The organism is Streptomyces sp. NPDC059906 (genome assembly GCF_042730645.1).
GTDB lineage: Bacteria > Actinomycetota > Actinomycetes > Streptomycetales > Streptomycetaceae > Streptomyces > Streptomyces rubrogriseus.
Window position 1 is genome coordinate 33,073 of sequence record NZ_JBHWKU010000037.1, and the last position, 20,267, is coordinate 53,339.

The 20,267-nt window shown below is 73.3% G+C and carries 18 protein-coding genes; 11 read left to right on the top strand and 7 right to left on the bottom strand.

Features of this window, described 5'->3' with window-relative positions; genetic code table 11:
* Window positions 1-39 precede the first annotated feature (39 nt).
* The 4 genes from ACFV9J_RS35160 to ACFV9J_RS35175 all read left to right on the top strand — a co-directional run bounded on the left by ACFV9J_RS35160 (window position 40) and on the right by ACFV9J_RS35175 (window position 3,609).
* Entirely contained in the window at window positions 40-1,209 is a 1,170-nt protein-coding gene (locus ACFV9J_RS35160; RefSeq protein WP_385361421.1) for an ABC transporter ATP-binding protein, read from the top strand.
* Complete coding sequence (locus ACFV9J_RS35165; RefSeq protein WP_385361424.1) at window positions 1,206-1,910, top strand: ABC transporter permease; 705 nt, start codon at window positions 1,206-1,208, stop codon at window positions 1,908-1,910. The genes ACFV9J_RS35160 and ACFV9J_RS35165 overlap by 4 nt, the downstream gene beginning before the upstream one ends.
* Entirely contained in the window at window positions 1,907-2,572 is a 666-nt protein-coding gene (locus ACFV9J_RS35170; protein ID WP_385361426.1) for an ABC transporter permease, read from the top strand. Before ACFV9J_RS35165 ends, ACFV9J_RS35170 begins: the two co-directional genes overlap by 4 nt.
* Before the next feature lie 74 nt (window positions 2,573-2,646).
* Entirely contained in the window at window positions 2,647-3,609 is a 963-nt protein-coding gene (locus ACFV9J_RS35175; protein WP_385361428.1) for an ABC transporter substrate-binding protein, read from the top strand.
* A gap of 30 nt (window positions 3,610-3,639) precedes the next feature.
* On the opposite strand, the gene ACFV9J_RS35180 is transcribed toward ACFV9J_RS35175, so the two are convergent.
* The 5 genes from ACFV9J_RS35180 to ACFV9J_RS35200 form a co-directional block, all read right to left on the bottom strand.
* Window positions 3,640-4,251, bottom strand: a complete 612-nt coding sequence (locus ACFV9J_RS35180) for an ATP/GTP-binding protein (protein ID WP_356857036.1) — start codon at window positions 4,249-4,251, stop codon at window positions 3,640-3,642.
* Window positions 4,238-4,597 (bottom strand): DUF742 domain-containing protein, encoded by a 360-nt coding sequence (locus ACFV9J_RS35185; protein WP_109029712.1) that lies wholly within the window; start codon window positions 4,595-4,597, stop codon window positions 4,238-4,240. Before ACFV9J_RS35185 ends, ACFV9J_RS35180 begins: the two co-directional genes overlap by 14 nt.
* Before the next feature lies 1 nt (window position 4,598).
* Window positions 4,599-5,018, bottom strand: a complete 420-nt coding sequence (locus ACFV9J_RS35190; protein ID WP_003972853.1) for a roadblock/LC7 domain-containing protein — start codon at window positions 5,016-5,018, stop codon at window positions 4,599-4,601.
* The gene (locus ACFV9J_RS35195; protein WP_385361431.1) at window positions 5,015-7,642 is read right to left on the bottom strand and encodes a nitrate- and nitrite sensing domain-containing protein; all 2,628 of its coding nucleotides are present in this window, start codon (window positions 7,640-7,642) and stop codon (window positions 5,015-5,017) included. Before ACFV9J_RS35195 ends, ACFV9J_RS35190 begins: the two co-directional genes overlap by 4 nt.
* A 68-nt stretch (window positions 7,643-7,710) precedes the next feature.
* The gene (locus ACFV9J_RS35200) at window positions 7,711-8,724 is read right to left on the bottom strand and encodes a substrate-binding domain-containing protein (protein ID WP_385361433.1); all 1,014 of its coding nucleotides are present in this window, start codon (window positions 8,722-8,724) and stop codon (window positions 7,711-7,713) included.
* A gap of 355 nt (window positions 8,725-9,079) precedes the next feature.
* Here ACFV9J_RS35200 and cprB point away from each other — a divergent pair, with 355 nt between their 5' ends.
* The 4 genes from cprB to ACFV9J_RS35220 all read left to right on the top strand — a co-directional run bounded on the left by cprB (window position 9,080) and on the right by ACFV9J_RS35220 (window position 14,466).
* Window positions 9,080-9,727 carry a transcriptional regulator CprB gene (cprB, locus tag ACFV9J_RS35205; RefSeq protein WP_385361435.1) on the top strand — a complete coding sequence of 216 codons (648 nt, stop codon included), beginning with the start codon at window positions 9,080-9,082 and terminating at the stop codon, window positions 9,725-9,727.
* Between the two features lie 532 nt (window positions 9,728-10,259).
* Entirely contained in the window at window positions 10,260-11,486 is a 1,227-nt protein-coding gene (locus tag ACFV9J_RS35210) for a damage-control phosphatase ARMT1 family protein (RefSeq protein WP_385361437.1), read from the top strand.
* A 91-nt stretch (window positions 11,487-11,577) separates the two neighbouring features.
* Window positions 11,578-13,758, top strand: a complete 2,181-nt coding sequence (cyc2, locus tag ACFV9J_RS35215) for a germacradienol/geosmin synthase Cyc2 (RefSeq protein ID WP_385361440.1) — start codon at window positions 11,578-11,580, stop codon at window positions 13,756-13,758.
* 75 nt (window positions 13,759-13,833) lie between these two features.
* Window positions 13,834-14,466, top strand: a complete 633-nt coding sequence (locus tag ACFV9J_RS35220; RefSeq protein WP_385361442.1) for a PDZ domain-containing protein — start codon at window positions 13,834-13,836, stop codon at window positions 14,464-14,466.
* A gap of 25 nt (window positions 14,467-14,491) precedes the next feature.
* On the opposite strand, the gene ACFV9J_RS35225 is transcribed toward ACFV9J_RS35220, so the two are convergent.
* Window positions 14,492-15,247, bottom strand: coding sequence for a metallophosphoesterase (locus ACFV9J_RS35225; protein ID WP_385361444.1), 756 nt, complete (start codon window positions 15,245-15,247; stop codon window positions 14,492-14,494).
* A gap of 184 nt (window positions 15,248-15,431) precedes the next feature.
* On the opposite strand from ACFV9J_RS35225, the gene ACFV9J_RS35230 reads away from it, so the two are divergent.
* A complete protein-coding gene (locus tag ACFV9J_RS35230; protein ID WP_385361446.1) occupies window positions 15,432-16,562 on the top strand; it encodes a M24 family metallopeptidase in 1,131 nt (376 codons plus the stop codon).
* 56 nt (window positions 16,563-16,618) lie between these two features.
* Window positions 16,619-17,563: an aminoglycoside phosphotransferase family protein gene (locus tag ACFV9J_RS35235; protein WP_385361447.1), complete on the top strand. Its 945-nt coding sequence runs from the start codon at window positions 16,619-16,621 to the stop codon at window positions 17,561-17,563.
* A gap of 20 nt (window positions 17,564-17,583) precedes the next feature.
* Here ACFV9J_RS35235 and treZ read toward each other — a convergent pair whose 3' ends face one another.
* Window positions 17,584-19,329, bottom strand: a complete 1,746-nt coding sequence (gene treZ / locus ACFV9J_RS35240) for a malto-oligosyltrehalose trehalohydrolase (protein ID WP_385361450.1) — start codon at window positions 19,327-19,329, stop codon at window positions 17,584-17,586.
* Window positions 19,330-19,506: 177 nt separating this feature from the next.
* Between treZ and ACFV9J_RS35245 the strand changes: the two genes are divergently transcribed.
* Window positions 19,507-20,058, top strand: a complete 552-nt coding sequence (locus ACFV9J_RS35245; protein WP_385361452.1) for an FHA domain-containing protein — start codon at window positions 19,507-19,509, stop codon at window positions 20,056-20,058.
* Window positions 20,059-20,267: the final 209 nt, after the last annotated feature.

Consider the following 20,267-nt stretch of genomic DNA (forward strand, 5'->3'; position numbering starts at 1 on the left):
GCGGGCAGCTTCTGCCAGACCCGAAGGGTATTCGGCGTTTTGATACGGATGGACTCAGTCACCAAGCGGTACCCGGACGGCACCGTGGCGGTCGACCGGCTGTCGCTGGAGATACCCGACCGCTCGATCACGGTCCTCGTCGGGCCCTCGGGCTGCGGCAAGACCACGACCCTGCGGATGATCAACAGAATGGTCGAGCCCACCGAGGGAACGATCCTGCTCGACGGCGAGGACCTCCAGCAGCAGCCCGTCACCACACTGCGCCGGTCCATGGGATACGTCATCCAGAACGCCGGGCTCTTCCAGCACCGCACGATCCTCGACAACATCGCCACCGTGCCCCGCATGATCGGCTGGGGCAAGCAGAAGTCCCGCGAGCGGGCCGCGGAGCTGATGGAGCGGGTGGGGCTCGACAGCTCGCTGGCCAAGCGGTACCCGTACCAGCTCTCCGGCGGCCAGCAGCAGCGCGTCGGCGTGGCCCGGGCGCTCGCCGCCGACCCGCCCGTGCTGCTCATGGACGAGCCGTTCTCCGCCGTCGACCCCGTGGTCCGCAAGGGACTGCAGGACGAACTCCTGCGCATCCAGGACGAACTGGGCAAGACCATCGTCTTCGTCACCCACGACATCGACGAGGCCATCAAGCTCGGCACCATGGTCGCCGTGATGCGCACCGGTGGCCGGCTCGCCCAGTTCGCACCGCCCGCCGAGCTGCTGTCCGACCCCGCGGACGACTTCGTGGAGGACTTCCTCGGCGCCGACCGCGGCATCCGGCGGCTCTCCTTCTTCCCGTCCGCCGGCCTGGAGCTGACCACCGGCCCGGTCGTGCGCGCCGACGCGACCGCGGAACAGCTCGCCGCCGCCGGCGGCGCCCCCCACGTGCTGGTGACCGACGCGGACGACCGGCCGCTGGGCTGGGCCGAGCCGGGCGACCTGACGGCCGGAGACCTCGCGGCCGGGCGACTGCTGTCCCACGGGCGGCCGTTCGTGCCCGGCACCGACTCGCTGCGGGCCGCCCTCGACTGCGCCGTGCTCTCGCCCACCGGCTGGGCCGTCGCCGTGGACGCCGACGGACGGGTGACCGGCGTCGTCTCCCAGCAGACCGTCGGCGCGGCGATCCGCTCCGCCCACGGCGTGGGGAACCCCGGCGCGGGAGCCCCCGGCGACGCCCGGGCCGAGGAGCCCGGCGACGTCACGAAGGTCGCCCCGTGAACGGCTTCTTCGACATACCGAGCGACCTCGACAACACCTACTTCGGCCTGATCGGCCTGCATCTGCGCGAGGCGCTGCTGCCGGTCCTGGCCGGGCTGCTCGCCGCCCTGCCCCTCGCCCAGCTCTGTGTGCGCTTCCGCTGGCTGTACCCGCCCGTGCTCGGCGTGACCACCGTCTTCTACGCCATCCCGTCGCTGGCCGTCTTCGTGGTCCTCATCGACTACACCGGGCAGAGCGAACTGACCGTGATGATCCCGCTGGCCGTGTACAGCCTCGTGGTGCTCGTCCCGGCGATCGTCGACGGCGTGCGGTCGGTGCCCGAGGAGACGCTGGCCGCGTCCACCGCCATGGGCTTCGGGCCCGTACGGCGCTACCTCCAGGTGCAGTTGCCGATCGCCGTGCCCGCGATCCTCGCCGGGCTGCGGGTCGCCGTGTCGGCGAGCATCTCCCTGGTCAGCGTCGGCGCCCTCATCGGCAACCAGGGCGCCCTCGGCAATCTCCTCGCGGACGCCCAGAAGTACGGCCGGCCCGAGCTGGCGGTCAACTCGGTCCTGACGACCGCCGTACTGGCCGTCCTGTGCGACGCGCTGCTCGTCCTGGCCCGCAACCTGCTGACGCCGTGGATGCCGCGCGGCAAGGGCGGGCGCCGCCCGAAGGAGGCCGCCGAGCGGCCCGAACCGCAGGAGGCGGCGACCCGGTGAACGTCCTCGACTTCGTCAACGCCTTCTTCAGCGACAGCGCCCACTGGAACGGCTACGACGGCATCCCCACGCGCCTGCTGGAACACGTCCAGTACACCCTGATGGCGCTCGGACTCGCCGCCGCCGTCGGGCTGCCCGTCGGGCTGCTGACCGGGCACACCGGACGCGGCGGCAACGCCGTCGCCTTCGTCGCCACCGCCGCCCGCGCCCTGCCCAGCTTCGGTCTGCTGGTGCTGATCGCCGTCGTCGTCGGCATCGGCCTGCTGCCCGTGATGGTCCCGCTCGTCGTGCTCGCGGTCCCGCCCATCCTCGTGACCACCTACGAGGCGCTCCGTTCCGTCGACCCCTCGCCGGTGGACGCCGCCCGGGGCATGGGCATGCACGAGTCGGGCATCCTCTTCCGGGTCGAACTCCCGGTCGCCCTCCCGCTGATCCTCAGCGGGCTGCGCTCGGCCGCCATCCAGGTCGTGTCGACGGCGACCATCGCCGCCTACGTCAGCCTCGGCGGCATCGGCCGCTACATCATCGACGGGCTCTATCAGCGCGACTACGAGAAGGTCGTCGGCGGTGCCACCCTGGTGGCCGTCCTGGCCCTGGTCACCCTCGCGCTCTTCTGGGCGGCGGGACGGTTCGCGGTCTCGCCGGGGGTGCGCAGGCGTTGAGCGCCCGGGCCGACGGAGAAACCGTAACCAGGCCGTACTTGACTCATCGGCAAGCGGATCGTTTGGATCGACGGATGAATTCCACCGCGAAGAGCAGCAGGCCCAGGACCAGGCACACCGGCGCGGCGGCCGTCGCGCTCACCGCCGCGGCGGCGCTGCTCGCGGGCTGTTCCTCCGACTCCGACGGCACCTCCGACAACCCGCTCGCGGGTGACAAGGCGGAGGCCGGCACCGTCGTCGTCGGCTCGAACAACTTCGCCGAGAGCACCCTGCTCGCCGACATCTACGGGGAGGCGCTCAAGGCCAAGGGCCTCAAGGTCACCTACAAGCACAACATAGGCAGCCGGGAGACGACCTACGGCATGATGAAGAACGGCTCCGTCACGGTGCTGCCGGAGTACAACGGCTCGCTGCTCGCCTACCTCGACCCGAAGGCCGAGCAGAAGTCCGTCGAGGCGGTGAACGAGGCGGCGAAGGCCAAGCTCGACAAGAAGCTGACGCTGCTGGAGTCGTCACCGGCCGAGAACAAGGACTCGGTGAGCGTCAACGCCGAGACGGCGAAGAAGTACGGTCTCACCGCCGAGTCGACCCTCGCCGACCTCAAGGACGTCGCACCGGACCTGGTGATCGGCGGCTCGCCCGAGTTCCAGACGCGGCAGCAGGGGCTCAAGGGCCTGGAGTCGGTGTACGGACTGAAGTTCAAGTCCTTCAAGGCGCTCGACGCGGGCGGCCCGCTGACCCAGTCGGCGCTGACCAAGAACGACGTGCAGGCGGCGGACGTCTTCACCACCGACCCGACCATCATCAAGGAGAAGTTCGTCGTCCTGAAGGACCCGGAGAACCTCTTCGGCCACGCGAACGTGACCCCGCTGGTGACCAAGGACGGGCTGGACAAGGAGGGCGTGGCCACGCTCAACGCGGTCTCCGCCAAGCTGGACACCGAGACGCTCCTCGACCTGGACGCCCAGGTCCAGCTGGACAAGAAGGACCCGCTGGACGTGGCCAAGGAGTGGCTGAAGTCCGCGGGTCTCCTCTGACGGACGCTCAGGACGAAGCGCTACGACGTGCTACGAAGCCGCGGCCCCGGTCGCGGCGTCGATCAGCTGGTCGATCAGGGCGATCAGGACGTCCCGGCTGGAGGTCCGCTCCCGCGCGTCGCACAGCAGCACCTGCACGTGCTCCGGCAGCGCGAGGGCCTCGCGGATCTCCGCCGCCGGGTACGGGTGCCGGCCGTGGAAGCCGTTGACGGCGACGACGAACGGAATGCCCCGCCGCTCGAAGAAGTCGATCGCGGCGAAGCTCGACTCGGGCCTGCGGACGTCGACCAGGACCACCGCGCCGAGCGCCCCGATCGCCAGGTCGTTCCACATGAACCAGAACCGCTGCTGACCGGGCGTACCGAAGAGGTACAGCACCACGTCCCGGCCGATGGTGATCCGGCCGAAGTCCAGCGCCACCGTCGTGGCCCGCTTCTCCTCGATGCCGGCGAGGTCGTCGACGTCCAGGCCCGCCGCGGTCAGCGGTTCCTCGGTGCGCAGCGGGGCGATCTCGCTGACCGACCCGACCATGGTGGTCTTGCCGACGCCGAAGCCGCCCGCGATCAGGATCTTCACCGCCTCGGGCGCGGTGGAGCGGGCGGATGCCGTGGGCGTCTCGGCGACGCGCTCAGAGCCGGCCAAGGCCGTCCCTCACTTTCTGCAGCAGGTCCAGGTCGTCGGTGGCGCGGGAGACCGGGTGCGGCGGCCGTGCGGTGATGCGGCCGGCCTCCAGCAGGTCCGAGAGCAGGATGACGACCACGCTCACCGGCAGGTCGAGACGGGCCGCGAGCTCCGCCACGGCCATCGGCTCGGCGCACAGCCGCAGGATCCGCAGGTGCTCGGGCTGCGGCCGCGCCGCCCGGGCGGGCTGCGGATCGATCGCGGTCACCGTCGTGATGAGGGTGAAGTCGGCGCGGCTGGGCCTGGTCCGGCCGCCGGTCAGGGTGAACGGCCGCACGAGCCGGCCCGCAGCGTCGCCTCCGGTCACGTCACTCGCCGGGGCCGGCGGTGGCCCGCGGTGCCGCGCTCAGGTGCTCGCCGATCTTCTTCACCAGCATGTTCATCTGGTACGCCACCACGCCGACGTCGGCGTTCGGCCCGGTGAGCACGACCAGGTGCGCGCCGGGGCCCGCGGAGGTGAGTATCAGGTAGCTGTTGGCCATCTCGATGAGCGCCTGGCGCACCGGGCCGCCCCGGAAGTCCATGCTGACGCCCTTGCTGAGGCTCATCAGGCCCGACGCGGTCGCCGCCAGCCGCTCGGCGTCGTCCCGCAGGAAACCGGTGGACTTGCTGACGACCAGGCCGTCCTCGGAGAGCACCACGGCCTGGTTCACGTCGGCGACCCGCTCCACGAGTCCGGTGAGCAACTGGTCCAGCTCGGTGTGCGTGGCGGGGGAGGGTCGGGTCATCGCGTGTCCTTCGTGGGCGGTCGGCGGTCGGCGGTCGGGGTCGAGTGGGCGGCGGAGGAGAGCGCGTGCCCCTCGGTGGCGCGGTCGTCCCCGCCACCGGCGCCTTCGTCCGCCTCGTGTGCTTCGTGTGCTTCGTGTGCGTAGGCTGCTTCGTCCGCGTCGTCATCGGTGTGGGCCCGCAGCGTGCCGCGCTGGAAACCGGCGAGGGACGAGGCGGCGCGCTCGGCCGTGAAGTCGGCGTAGGCGTCGCCGGCCGCGTCGTCGGAGCCGTCCCGGCGGCCGCCCGGATCCTCGTCGCGCAGTTCGGCGGCGAGACTGGTCTGCGGTACCCGGCGGGGCAGCGGCGCCAGTCCGCCGCGCCCCTCGGGGGCGCCGTGGGCGAAGTCATCGGAGCGGCCGCCGGGGGAACCCGCCGCGGCCGCGGACGGGCTCGCGGGCGCCGGCCGGGACGACCGTACGGGGCGTACCGGCCGGGGGCCGCCGACCGGGTCCCCGTCCGCCGCCGAGGCAGTGGCGGACCGTCCCGCCGAGGCGCCCGGAGCTTCCTGGCCGGTGCCGGTGCCGGTGCCGGTGCCGGTGCCGGTGACCGGGCCCGCCGGGTCGGCCGAGTCGCGCGCGGTGGCCGCGGCGACCCAGGGGGCCCGCGCGCCGTCCGCCCCGGCACCGGTGCCGTCCGGCCCGCCGACCGGCTCCCGCACCACGATGTCGTGCGGGATCAGCACGATCGCCGTGGTCCCGCCGTACGGCGAGGGGCGCAGCGTGACGGTGATGCCGTGCCGGTGCGCGAGGCGGGCCACGACGAACATGCCGAGCCGCAGGTCGTCGGCGAGCGCCACCACGTCGAACTGCGGGGCCACCGCCAACTGGGCGTTGAACGACGCGTAGTCCTCCTCCGACAGGCCGAGCCCGCGGTCCTCGATCTCGACGGCCAGGCCCTTGGCCACCAGCGCCGCCCGCACGCCGACCGGGTTGGGCGCCGGGGAGTACGCGGTCGCGTTGTCGATCAGCTCGGCCAGCAGGTGGATCACGTCGGCCACCGCGGGCGGGGCGAGGGCCACCTCCTCGTCGGTGTGCAGCTCCACCCGCTGGTACTCGGCGACCTCGCCGACGGCGCTGCGCAGGATGTCGACCAGCGACACGGGCTCGCGCCAGGTGCGCCGGGGCTGCTCGCCGCTGATGATGACGAGGTTCTCCTCGTAGCGCCGCAGCTGACTGGCCGTGGAGTCCAGTTCGTACAGGCCCTTGAGGATCTCGGGGTCCGTGTGCTCCCGCTCCAGGGCGTCCAGCTTGCCGAGCTGCATGTTGACGAGGTTCTGGCTCTGCCGCGCGATGCCCAGGATGACCTTCTGGAAGCCGCGCCGGGTGTCGGCGAGTTCGACGGCGGTGTGCACGGCGGTGCGCTGCGCCGTGTTGAACGCCTGCGCGACCTGGCCGAGTTCGTCCCGTCCGTAGTCCAGCGGGGGCGTCGCGGACTCCACGTCCACCGTCTCGCCCCGCTCCAGGCGGGCCACCACGTCGGGCAGCCGCTCCTCGGCCAGGCTCAGGGTGGCCAGCCGCAGCCCGCGCAGCCGCCGGGACAGCGAGCGGGTGATGCGCCAGGACATCACGATGCAGAGCAGCAGGGCGATCAGGCCGCCCGCGCTGAGGGAGGCGGCCGTGATCAGCAGCCCGCGCGCCTCCTCCGCACTGCGGTCGAGCAGCCCGTCCGTCTGCTGCCGGATGAGCTGCCCGTACTGGGTGCGGATCTTGTCGAAGGCGGTGATCCAGCGCTGTCGTGCATCCGGCAGGTCGATCCGGTCGTCCCCGTTCCCCGAACGGGCCTCGAGCACCTGGTCCTCGACGTCCTGCATGGACTTCCACTCGGAGCTGGCGAGGATGCGCTCGGTCTGGGTCTTCGCGCTGCCGGTCAGCGAGGGGAGGATCTGGTCCTGCACCAGCCAGCGGCGGGTGTGCACCAGCTGGGCGAACCGGGACCACTGCTCCTCGTCCATCCGGCCGGACGGCCAGGCCAGGGTGAGCTGGGCGTCCTCCTGGGAGCCCAGCTCGGCGGCGTGTTCGAGGGCGACCAGCGGACCGGCCTGCGAGGTGAGGTCGCCGTCGTCGACCTGGGACAGCTCCTGGAAGGCGTGGATCTGGTCGTCGACGATCGCGGTGTACTGGTCGAGTGCCTGCTCGGCGGTGATGTCGCTGGGGTCGTCCACCTGGTTGCGGTAGTACTCCAGGCTGCCCACCGAGCCGAGTACCGAGTACAACCGGTCCGAGACGCGTGCGGGAGCGCTCTCGATCGCATCGGACTGGCCGACCAGCTGCGCGACCGCCTCGTCCGTCTTCTTGCGCTGTGCGTCCAGTGCCTCCCGGTCGCCGTCCGGTGCGGCCAGCCAGGCGGCCGACAGACTGCGCTCCCGCTGCAGGGCCAGGGCGGCCTCGGTGCCCATGGCGCCGGTGTCGCGGCTCAGCTCCGTCTGCGCGCGCAGCCGCAGGCCCTCCGAGAACATCTGGATCGTTGTGACGCCCCACACGGCCGCGAGGGTGACGCCGGGGACCAGGGCCAGGAGGATCAGGGAGAGACGTATGGAGCCGAGGCGGCGCCGGGCACCCTTCTTCCGTGACTTCCGTGCAGGCATCGTCGTCCTAGGCGATCAGTGGGGCGGGGTGGCGGGGGAGCGGAGGTGCCGGCGGCCGCGGGGCCCGGTCACCGGGTGCCGCCCGCGGCGAACTCGGCGACCGAGTCGGCGTTGGTCCGGGTCACGAACGCGGGGCCGGTCAGCACGGGGGCCACGCCGCCGCCGCTGACGTTGCCGTTGGTGCGGTAGAGCCAGAGCGCGTCCACCGCGAGATAGCCCTGCAGATACGGCTGCTGGTCCACGGCGAACTGGACGTCCCCGCTTTTGACGGCGGCCACCAGGTCGTTGTCGAGGTCGAAGGTGGCGACGTGGGCGTCGCTGCCCGCCTCGTCCACCGCCTCGACCGCGGTGAGGGCGAACGCCGCGCCGTTCATGACGACTTCGTCGATGCTGGGGTCCTGCCGCAGCCGCGCCGCGACGGCCGCGCCGACCGCCTTCATGTCGGTGCCCTCGACGTAGAGCATCTCGGTCTCGCCGCCGAAGGTCTTCTTCACACCGGCGCAGCGGGCCTCCAGGGCGACGTTGCCGCGCTCGTGGATGACGCACAGGGCGTGCTTCGCGCTGAGGTCGTCCAGCTTGTCGCCGACCGCCCGGCCCGCGACGCTCTCGTCCTGCCCGAAGTACTCCAGGAGCCCGGTGGACCGCCAGGCGTCGATGCCGGAGTTGAGGCCGACCACCGGGATCCCGGCCGCCTTCGCCTCGGCGACCGGAGCCTTCATCGCCTGCGGTTTGGCCAGGGTCACGGCGATGCCGTCGGCCTTGTCCCGGATCGCGTCCCGCACGAGGTCGGCCTGGTCGGCGGTGTCGGCGTCCCCGGCGTAGGTCAGGTCGACGCCGTCCTTGGCGGCCGCCGCCTCGGCGCCCTTGCGCACCCGGTCCCAGAAGGCGTCGCCCTCACCGCCGTGGGTGACCATGACGATCTTCATCCGGTCGCCGCCGGACCCGCCCGCGGCGTCCGCCGCCGAGCCGTCCTCGTCCCCGCCGAGGGCGGAGCAGCCGGCCACCAGCAGGCAGACGGCCGCGGTGAGGGCCGCGGCGCGTGCGGGTCCGGGGGAGTGGGTGGGCGGGGGAGCTGTACTCATGGGGGCGGGGGCACCTCGCTGTGCGGCCGAGCAGGAGGAACGGGGCGGGACGGCCCGGAGCCGCGGGTCAGTGCGCCAACCGGGTGAAACTCGCCTGGCCGGAGCAAACCGTGTGTGACCGCTGGTAGTCAAGTGACCAGCGAACTGCTGTGAGTTGTCGGTGCCGCATCGTGATGAACGGGGGTGGCGAAAGCGGGCCGAAGCGGAATGCCGGGCGGTATGCCCGGCGGGGTCCGTGGGCGACCGGGGTGCCACGGAGCTGATCTGACGGGCAGTTAGCCGGTGGGTTATCGTGTGCTGGGGGTAAAGGCAGGCGGCACGGTCTGTCGAGTTCCAGCCCGGGAGAATCCAGCCGATGGCGAGGCAGCTGCGCGCCGAGCAGACCCGCGCGACGATCGTCGGTGCGGCGGCCGACCTGTTCGACCGCCACGGCTACGAGTCGACCAGTCTGAGCGAGATCGTCGCCCACGCCGGGGTCACCAAGGGCGCCCTGTACTTCCACTTCGCGGCGAAGGAAGACCTCGCGCACGCCATCATGGAGATACAGTCCCGCACCTCCCGGCGGCTGGCGAAGGACCTGGACGGGCGGGGCTACTCCTCGCTGGAGGCGCTGATGCGCCTCACGTTCGGCATGGCCCGGCTCTGCGTACAGGGTCCGGTGCTGCGGGCCGGGCTGCGGCTGGCCACCGCGGGCGTACCGGTACGGCCGCCTCTGCCGCACCCCTTCACCGAGTGGCGGGAGATCGCCGCCTCCCGGCTGCTGAACGCGGTGCGGCAGTCCGACCTGCACCAGGACATCGACGTCGACTCCGTCGCCCACACCCTCGTCTGCTCCGTCGTCGGCACCCGAGTCGTGGGCGGCACCCTCGAACCGGCCGGTCGCGAGCCCCGCCGCCTCGCCGAGATGTGGTACATCCTGATCCGGGGCATGGTCCCGGTGCCCCGACGCGCCCGCTACGTCACCCTCGCGTCCCGCCTGGAACAGGAAACGGGCACGACCTGACCGCCCGGCACGGGGCCGCGCCCGGCCTGACCGCCCGGTACGGGGGCGTTCGGTCCGGCCGTCCGGTACGGGGTCGCGCCCGGCCTGACCGTCCGGTACGGGGTCGCGCCCGGCCTGACCGTCCGGTACGGGGGCGTTCGGTCCGGCCGTCCGGCGCGGGGGCGTTCGGTCCGGCCGTCCGGCGCGGGGTCGTTCGGTCCGGCCGTCCGGCGCGGGGTCGCTCGGCTCGACCGTCCGGTACGGGGGCGTTCGGTCCGGCCGTCCGGTACGGGGGCGTTCGGTCCGGCCGTCCGGTACGGGGACGCTCGGCTTGACCGTCCGGTACGGGGTCGTTCGGCTTGACCGTCCGGCGCGGGGGCGTTCGGTCCGGCCCTCCGGTACGGGGTCGCGCGGTCCGGCCGCCCGGCCCGGGCACGGTCGGCTCGACCGTCCGGCGCGGCACGCGCGGCTCGACCGCTCGGGATGGGGGACGCGCTCGGGTCTACCGCCCGGCACGAAGGATGCGCGCGGTTCGGGCGGTACGGTGGCGCGCATGCCCGACACCCCGTCCGTGACCGCCCCCGTCATCCTCGGCGACGAGCCCGGGTCCTTTCCGCACGGTGTGCTCGCCGAGCGGCACCCCGCCGTCGTGCGGCAGGTGCGGGACGCCTTCCCGTTCGACCCCGAACGGCTCCGCGCGCTCGACGCGTTGCTCGCGAGCTGCGCCGACGGCGTGGTCGAGCCGCTGCCCGCCGACGCCGACCCCACCGGCCGCGACCGGGACCGCTGGGCGCGGTGGGGCATGGACGCGTACGCCGGCCGCTCCTGGTACGACGTCCCCTGGCTGTGGGCCGAGAGCCACTTCTACCGCCGGCTCCTCGACGCCGTCGGCTACTTCGGCCCCGGCGCCTGGCAGGGCGTCGACCCCTTCCGGCCCGCCAAACTGGCCGAACTCGACGCGCCGGAGACGGACGAGGAACTCGCCGCGCTCGACGGCCTCGACGAGCTGTCCGCCGAGGAGCGGACCCGGGCGCTGCTGCACGGCTCGCTGTGGGGCAACCGCGCCGACCTCGGCTTCCGCCTCTCCGACCGGGGCGCCGGCCCCGAGGGCGCGGTGGACGCACTCGTCGCCGACGACAGCGACACCCTCTGGTCCCTGCTCCCGGCCCCCGGGACGGGCCCCACGGGCCCCACGGGCCGGGGTCCGGCGACGCTGTGTCTCGTCGCCGACAACGCGGGCCGCGAACTCGTCCCCGACCTGCTCCTCGTCTCGCACCTCCTCGCCGAGGGCCGCGTCGATGGGGCCGTCCTGCACGTCAAGCCGTACCCGTACTACGTCTCCGACGCCACGCCCACCGACGTGCTCGACGCCCTGCGGCGGCTGGCCGCGGCGGGCGGCGCGGCCGCGGCACACGGCGAGCGGCTCTGGACCGCGCTGACCGACGGCCGCGTCACCGTCCGCGCCCACCCCTTCTCCTGCGCCCCGCTGCCGTACGCGGACATGCCCGACGACCTGCGCGAGGACTTCGCCGCGGCCACCGTCACCGTCCTCAAGGGCGACCTGAACTACCGGCGTCTGGTGGGCGACCGGTGGTGGCCGCCGACCACCTCCTTCGCACAGGTCACCGCGTACTTCCCCGGCCCGGTCGCGGCGCTGCGCACCCTGAAGTCCGACGTGGTCACCGGGCTCGACGCGAAGACCGAGGCCGCGTTGGAGGCGAGCGGCGAGCGGCGCTGGCGGACGAGCGGCACGCACGCCCTGATCCAGGTCAGGCGCTGAGAAGTTCCCGCGTTCCGGGCTGATTCACGCGATGGTGTGATCATGTGCGGCCCGGCGGATGCGGTCGAAGGGCCCTGGGTAGGGCCGGGCCATGACGCAACAGCCCTTCCAGCTCCCGCACTTCTACCTGCCGCACCCCGCACGGCTCAACCCGCATCTCGACGAGGCCCGCGCCCACTCGACGACGTGGGCGCGCGAGATGGGCATGCTGGAGGGCTCCGGGGTCTGGGAGCAGTCCGACCTCGAAGCCCATGACTACGGCCTGCTCTGCGCCTACACCCACCCCGACTGCGACGGGCCGGCGCTCTCCCTCATCACCGACTGGTACGTGTGGGTCTTCTTCTTCGACGACCACTTCCTGGAGAAGTACAAACGCAGCCAGGACCGCCTCGCCGGCAAGGCCCACCTGGACCGGCTCCCGCTGTTCATGCCGCTCGACGACGCCGCCGCGATGCCCGAGCCGCACAACCCGGTCGAGGCGGGCCTCGCCGACCTGTGGACCCGCACGGTGCCCGCGATGTCGGCCGACTGGCGCCGCCGCTTCGCCGTCGCCACCGAGCACCTGCTCAACGAGTCCATGTGGGAGCTGTCCAACATCAACGAGGGGCGGGTCGCCAACCCCGTCGAGTACATCGAGATGCGCCGCAAGGTCGGCGGCGCCCCGTGGTCGGCGGGGCTCGTGGAGTACGCGACCGCCGAGGTGCCCGCCGCCGTCGCCGGGACCAGGCCGCTCAGGGTGCTGATGGAGACGTTCTCCGACGCCGTGCACCTGCGCAACGACCTCTTCTCCTACCAGCGCGAGGTCGAGGACGAGGGCGAGCTGAGCAACGGGGTGCTGGTCCTGGAGACCTTCTTCGGCTGCACCACCCAGGAGGCCGCCGAACTGGTCAACGACGTCCTCACCTCGCGGCTGCACCAGTTCGAGCACACCGCCTTCACCGAGGTGCCCGCCGTCGCCCTGGAGAACGGCCTGACCCCACCGGAGGTCGCCGCCGTCGGCGCGTACGCGAAGGGCCTCCAGGACTGGCAGTCCGGCGGCCACGAGTGGCACATGCGGTCCAGCCGCTACATGAACAAGGGGGAGCGGCCCCTGGCCGGCTGGCAGGCGCTGACCGGGCCCGGCACCTCCGCCGCCGACGTCGGCGCACTGCTCGCCGAGGCCGTCGCCCGCCGCACCCGCTCGTACACGTACGTGCCCTTCCAGAAGGTCGGCCCGTCCGTCATCCCCGACATCCGCATGCCCTACCCGCTGGAGCTGAGCCCCGCCCTGGAGGGTGCCCGCCGCCACCTGTCCGAGTGGTGCCGGAGGATGGGCATCCTCAGCGAGGGCGTCTGGGACGAGGACAAGCTGGAGAGCTGCGACCTCCCGCTGTGCGCCGCCGGACTCGACCCGGACGCCACCCAGGACCAGCTCGACCTCGCCTCCGGCTGGCTGGCCTTCGGCACGTACGGCGACGACTACTACCCGCTGGTCTACGGCCACCGCCGGGACCTCGCCGCCGCCCGGCTGACCACGGCCCGCCTGTCGGACTGCATGCCGCTCGACGGCGAGCCGGTCCCCCCGCCCGGCAACGCCATGGAACGCTCCCTGATCGACCTGTGGGCGCGCACGACGGCCGGTATGACGCCCGAGGAGCGGCGCCCGCTGAAGAAGGCCGTCGACGACATGACCGAGGCCTGGGTGTGGGAGCTGTCCAACCAGATCCAGAACCGTGTCCCCGACCCCGTGGACTACCTGGAGATGCGGCGCGCCACCTTCGGCTCCGACCTCACCCTGGGCCTGTGCCGCGCCGGACACGGCCCGGCGGTGCCGCCCGAGGTCTACCGCAGCGGCCCCGTCCGCTCCCTGGAGAACGCGGCGATCGACTACGCGTGCCTGCTCAACGACGTCTTCTCCTACCAGAAGGAGATCGAGTACGAGGGCGAGATCCACAACGCGGTCCTCGTCGTGCAGAACTTCTTCGGCGTCGACTACCCGGCCGCCCTGGGCGTCGTGCAGGACCTGATGAACCAGCGCATGCGCCAGTTCGAGCACGTCGTCGCGCACGAACTCCCCGTCGTCTACGACGACTTCCAGCTCTCCGAAAAGGCGCGGACCGTCATGCGCGGCTACGTCACCGACCTGCAGAACTGGATGGCCGGCATCCTCAACTGGCACCGGAACGTCCCCCGTTACCAGGCCGAGTACCTGGCGGGACGCACCCACGGCTTCCTGCCGGACCGGATCCCGGCCGTGCCCGTGCCGAGGAGCAGTCCCGCCCTGGCGCGCTGACCGACGTTCAGTCTCACTCTTTCGTGGCTCGTCACGCGCCGGTGCGCCGGGTAGAGCACCTGCCGGAGGCGATCCATGGAACAGACAGCGTTGCGTCCCAAGCCGATGCCCGGCCGGGATCCGGGACCCGGCACCGAGCCCGACGGTGCCCGGCGCCCCCACGCCGGCCGTCGCTGCCGTCGGCGGCTCACCACCCTGCTGCTCGGCGTGCTCGCCGGGGCCGTCCTGCTTCTCGCGGGCGTGGGACTCGGCACGGTGGGCGCCACGGTGATCGGCATGAGCAAGCTCGCCGAACTGCAGCAGCGGGCCGCGGCGCAGGGACCGGGCGGCTCCGGAGGAGTGGGAGGGGAGGAAGCCACGGGGACGGCGACGGGCACCCGGGGCGCCCCGGCGCACCCGTCGGCAGGTCCGTCCGGCGGCCGGTCCCCCTCCCCGGCGCCGGCCGGCGCGACCCTCGGGGTGGAGGCCGTGGACGACGAGAAGCCCGGGGCCCGGGTCGTGGGCGTCCACGTGCCGGGCCCCGGGTACACGGCGGGCCTGGTGCGGGGCGACGTACTGCTCGCCGTCGGCACGACCCGCGTCGACTCGGCGGCCGACCTGGCGCACGCCGTGGCCCGCGCCAGGCCCGGCAAGGAGGTCAAGCTCACCGTGCGCCACCGCAGCGGCGGCTACCAGCAGCTGACGGCCGTACCGGGCGTCGTCACATGACGGTGCCGCCGCACGAGGGCTGCCGTCACGCGACGGTGCGGAAGTGGCTCGTGAGCCGTCCGGCGTCGTCCAGCACGTGGAAGGCGAGCCCGACCGGCGCGTCCCGGTCCGCGACCTGCTCGCCCTCCCAGGGCAGCCGCAGCGTCCACGTCACCCCGGGCCCCACCACCAGCGGCCGCCCGGCGAACACGGTGGCCGCGGGCGAGTGCGCGTGGCCCGTGATCAGCCCGGCGATCGGGGGCCTGCGCTCCAGCAGTGCGGCCAGGCGCTCGGGGTGACGCAGTTGGCAGGAGTCGGGCAGAGGATGGTGCACGGGCGCGGGCGGGTGGTGGAAGGCGAGCAGGGCCGGAAGGCCGTCGTCGAGACCGTCGAGCGAGGCCTCGATCCAGTCGTACGTCTCCCCGTCCAGCTCCCCCTCGTCGCTGCCCGGGATGCTGGAGTCGCACATCAGGACCGCGCCGCCGTCGAAGACGTGCACGTCGTTGACCGGGCCGTCGGCGGCGGGGCGGCCGAGCAGGGCCTTGCGGTAGGACGCACGGCTGTCGTGGTTGCCCGGGCAGGTGAGCACGGGGAACGGCGCCGAGCCGTCCCGCAGACCCAGGACGCGGGCGGCCTCCTCGTACTCCGCCTCCGTGCCGTGGTCCGCGATGTCCCCGGTGACCAGCAGCGCGTCCACCCGCCCCGGCAGCCGCCACAGCCTCTCGCGCACCCGCTCGGCGCGCTCCGTCGCCCGCGGGCCTGTGTCCAGGTGCAGATCGCTGATGTGCGCGAGTACGAGCACGGTGTCGGCCTCCTCCGGGCGCCCGGACCGCGACGCCCCCGATGCTAATGCTTGAGTGGCATCCAACCATTAGTCGTAGGGGCCGAGCAATGCCAATCGGCTCGCGTCGCCCCCCTCCTGCGGGCAGGATGCTGCCCGTGGCCCCTTCACCCCTCCGCCCACTCTTCCGCCCCGGGAGGCCCGGATGACCGGCAGCAGCCCCGCCGCTTCCTTCACCGCCGACGACTACCGGGCCCGTATGGAGCGCGCCTCGCGTGCGGCCGCCGACGCCGGCCTCGCCGGGCTGCTGGTGGCCCCGGGCCCGGACCTGGTGTGGCTCACCGGCTACGCGCCCACGGCGGACACCGAACGGCTCACCCTGCTCGTCCTCGCCCCGGACCGCGACCCCGTGCTCGTCGTCCCGACGCTCGAGGCCCCCGACGCGGCGAAGGCGGCCGGCGCCCCCGCCCTGACCCTGCGCGACTGGACCGACGGCAAGGACCCCTACGCGGCCACCGCCGCCCTCCTCGACGGAGCCGGACGCTTCGGCATCAGCGACAACGCCTGGGCCATGCACCTGCTGGCCCTCCAGCGCACCCTGCCCGACACGTCGTACGCCTCCCTCACCGAGGCGCTGCCGATGCTCCGCGCCGTCAAGGACGCGGCGGAGCTGGAGCTGCTGGCGGCGGCGGGCGCGGCCGCGGACGCCGCCTTCGAGGAGATCCGGCGGGTCCGCTTCGCCGGGCGCCGGGAGTCCGAGGTCGCGGCCGACCTGGCCGGCCTGCTGCGCCGGTTCGGGCACTCCCAGGTCGACTTCACCATCGTCGCCTCCGGACCCAACGGCGCCAACCCGCACCACGAGGTCGGCGACCGCGTCATCGAGGACGGCGACATGATCGTCCTCGACTTCGGCGGCCTCAAGGACGGCTACGGCTCGGACACCTCCCGCACCGTCCACGTGGGCGAACCCACCGACGAGGAGCGCCGGGTGCACGACCTGGTCCGCGCGGCGCAGGAGGCCGGCTTCCGGGCGGTGCGCCCCGGCGCCGCCTGCCAGGACGTCGACCGGGCCGCCCGCGCGGTCATCGCCGACGCCGGGTACGGCGAGTACTTCATCCACCGCACCGGGCACGGCATCGGCGTCACCACGCACGAACCGCCGTACATGATCGAGGGCGAGGAGCAGCCCCTGGTGCCCGGCATGTGCTTCTCCGTCGAGCCCGGCGTCTATCTGCCCGGCCGGTTCGGGGTACGCATCGAGGACATCGTCACCGTCACCGGCGACGGCGGCAGGCGGCTCAACGACACCACCCGGGAGATGGTCGTCGTCGAGTGACCGGTGACGGACCGACCCCGAACGCCCCGGCAGACCCTTCAGGACGACGGCGCGACATGACCCAGGCACCGACACCCACCGCGGACACCGTCCGCCGACTGGTCCGCTCCCTGCTGGGCGGGAGCACGGAACCCGACGTCCGGCCGGTGGCCGAGGGCGTCGCACCCGACACCTGGTGGGTCGGCACCCGGCACGTACTGCGGCTGGCCCCCGACCGGGAGACCGCGGTGCGCGGCCGCCGCGAACTGCGCCTGCGCGAACTGGTCCGGCCGTACCTCCCGGTCGCGCTGCCGACCAGCGTGGCGCACGGGGAGTGGGCGCCGGGACTCGCGTACACCCTGGACGCCAAGGTGGCCGGCGGGTCGGGCGAGGACCACGACGTGTCCGCCCTGGGCGAGGCGGACCTCGCGGCGCTGCTCACCGGCCTGCGCGAGGTGCCGGTCCGGCAGGCCGAGACGCTCGGCGTACCGCGGGCGGCCCCGCGCCTGCTGGAGGCCCTGCGCCAGTCCGCCGAGCGTGCCGCCCGCCGCCTCGCCGCCGCCGACGAGTTCGACACCGCGCGGCCGGAGCGGCTCACCCGTCAGGCGGCGGCCCAGCTCGGCGTCCAGCCGGGCGCGGCGGTCCTGGTCCACCACGGGCTGACCGGCGGGCACCTGGTGGTCAGCGCCGACGGCCGGGTGCGCGGCGTCCTCGGCTGGAGCGACGCGGTCCTCGGCGACCCGGCCGAGGACATCGCCGGGCTCGCCCTCTCCGTGGGTTCACCGGCCGCCGTCCGCGCGGCCACCCTCGCCGGCTACGGCGCCCGGCCCTGCCTGCGCGGCCTGTGGCTGGCCCGCTGCGACGCGGTGGTCCACCTCGCGGAGGCACTCGACGGCCACCCCGGCGGGCCGCCGCCCGCGGCCGTGCCGCTGCTCAGGACCCGGCTGCGACGCGCCTGGGAACCGATCCTCCTGGAACGCGTGACCGAGCTGCGCGACGACGGCCGGGACGAGACCGCCTGAGCGCCTCGAACCCCTCCTGCTCACTCCTGGGCCAGCACCACGCTCGACTCGCCCGGTACCCGCAGTATTCCGTTCGCGCCCGGCCCCTCGACCGGTTCCCACGCCGCGAGCACGCGCGCGGGGCGGTTGCCCAGGGGGATCGCCGCCGGTTCGGTGCCCAGGTTGACGGCCACCCGGATGTCGCCGCGCCGGAAGGCCAGCCAGCGCCCCGTGCCGTCGTAGGCCACCCTGGTGTCGGCCAGGTCCGGGTCGGTCAGGTCCGGCTGCTCGGCGCGCAGGGCGATCAGCCGCCGGTACCAGTCCAGTACGCGCGCGTGCGGCTCGCGCTCCGGCTCCGACCAGTCGAGGCAGGAGCGCTCGCGCGTCGCCGGGTCCTGCGGGTCGGGCACGTCCTCCTCCCGCCAGCCGTGCGCGGCGAACTCCCGCCGCCTGCCGCGCCGTACCGCCTCGGCGAGCTGCGGGTCGGTGTGGTCGGTGAAGAACTGCCACGGCGTGCCGGCCGCCCACTCTTCGCCCATGAACAGCATCGGCGTGAACGGCGCGGTCAGCGTCAGGGTGGCCGCGCAGGCGGCGAGGCCGGGGGAGACCAGGGACGCCAGCCGGTCGCCCTGGGCGCGGTTGCCGACCTGGTCGTGGGTCTGGCCGTAGCCGGTCAGCCGGTGCGCGGCGACCCGGCCGCGGTCCAGCGCACGGCCGTGCGAGCGGCCCCGGAAGGCGGAGTACGTACCGTCGTGGAAGTAGCCCCGGGTCAGCGTCTTGGCGAGCGCCGCCAGCGGATCGCGCGCGAAGTCGGCGTAGTAGCCCTGCGACTCCCCGGTCAGCGCGGCGTGCAGCGCGTGGTGGAAGTCGTCGTTCCACTGCGCGTGCACGCCCAGGCCGCCCTCCGCGCGCGGGGTGATGATCCGCGGGTCGTTCAGGTCGGACTCGGCGATCAGGAAGAGCGGCCGCTCCAGGTCGCCCGCCAGGTCGTCCACGGCGGTCGACAACTGCTCCAGGAAGTGGCACGCGCGCGTGTCGACCAGTGCGTGCACCGCGTCCAGGCGCAGCCCGTCGATCCGGTAGTCCCGCAGCCACGCCAGCGCGCTGTCGACCAGATACGCCCGCACCTCGTCCGAGCCGGGCGCGTCCAGGTTCACCGCGACGCCCCAGGGCGTGTGGTGGGTGTCGGTGAAGTACGGGCCGAAGGCGGGCAGGTGGTTGCCGGAGGGGCCCAGGTGGTTGTGCACCACGTCCAGGACCACGCCGAGCCCGAGGTCGTGCGCCCGGTCGACGAACCGTTTCAGCGCCTCGGGCCCGCCGTACGGCTCGTGCACCGCCCACAACGAGACCCCCTCGTAGCCCCAGCCGTGCCGCCCGGGGAAGGGGCACAACGGCATCAGCTCGACGTGCGTGACGCCGAGCCCCGCCAGGTGTGCGAGGCGCTCCGCGGCGGCGTCGAGCGTCCCCTCGGGGGTGTACGTCCCCACGTGCAGCTCGTACAGGACGCCGCCGGGCAGCGGACGCCCGGCCCACGGAGTGCGCCACGCGTACCGCCCGTGGTCGACCACCGCGCTCAGCCCGTCGGGGCCGTCCGGCTGGCGGCGCGAGCGGGGGTCCGGCAGCACCGGACCGTCGTCCACCGCGAAGCCGTACCGCGAACCGTCCCGCGCCCGGGCCTCACCGCACCACCACCCCGGCCGCTCCGGATCGCGCTCCAGCGCGCGCGTGGCGCCGTCGCACCGCAACGTCACTCGGCCGGCCTGTGGTGCCCACACCTCGAACTGCACGGACGGTTCCCCTTCGTCTGCTCACCGTGATGTAGCGCGTCCATGTTCCAGCACGAGGGGATCATTCCGCTGGGGATTGCCCTGGCTCGCGGCGGGTGTCGTGACGCTCGCGCGCGGGGCGGCCGCCGTTTTCCCGTCTTCTGGACACTCCGGCTCCGCTGACCGACAATCAGCTGCGTGACGTCGTCCTTCGAGTTCCCCACGTATCCCGCGCGGTTGTCCGACGCGGAGCGCGACAAGGCGCTGAGCCTGCTCCGGGACGGCGTCGCCATGGGGCGCCTGTCGCACGACACGTTCATCCGCCGGATGGAGCTGGCGCTCGCCGCCCGCCGCCTGGAGGAGCTGGCCGTGCTCACCGCCGACCTGCCCACCGAGAGCCGGCTGTCCCGGCTGGTGTTCGGCACCGTCGAGGCGGTGTCCGGATTCGGCGTACGACTCGGCCGGGCGTGGCGGGCCGAGCGGCTGCCCAAGCTGCTGCTGCCCCATCCCGGCGCCGGACATCCGCTGCGCATAGGGCGCGATCCGGCCAGCGGACTGCGGCTGAGCCACGAGACGGTCTCCCGGGTGCACGCGGAACTCAGCCGTCAGGGCGGCATGTGGGTACTGCGCGACCTGGGCTCCACGAACGGCACCACGGTCAACGGGCGGCGGGTCATCGGCGCGGCCGTCGTCCGCGAGGGCGATCAGATCGGCTTCGGCGGGATGTCCTTCCGCCTGGCGGCGAACTGACGCGGCCCGGCGACCCGGCGGCTGCCCTCCGGGGGATCCATGGCCCGCGCCTCACCCGGAGTCGTGACCGTCTCCGTGGCCGAAACCGCTTTGCTTTTCGCGGTGTTGACGTACCCCGCAAGTCGTGACTGACTGTGCGTACACCGCGCACACCAGGTGAATCGACGGCCCGCTTCGTGGAGGTGTGCCCTGCCGCCCCTCCTGCGCTA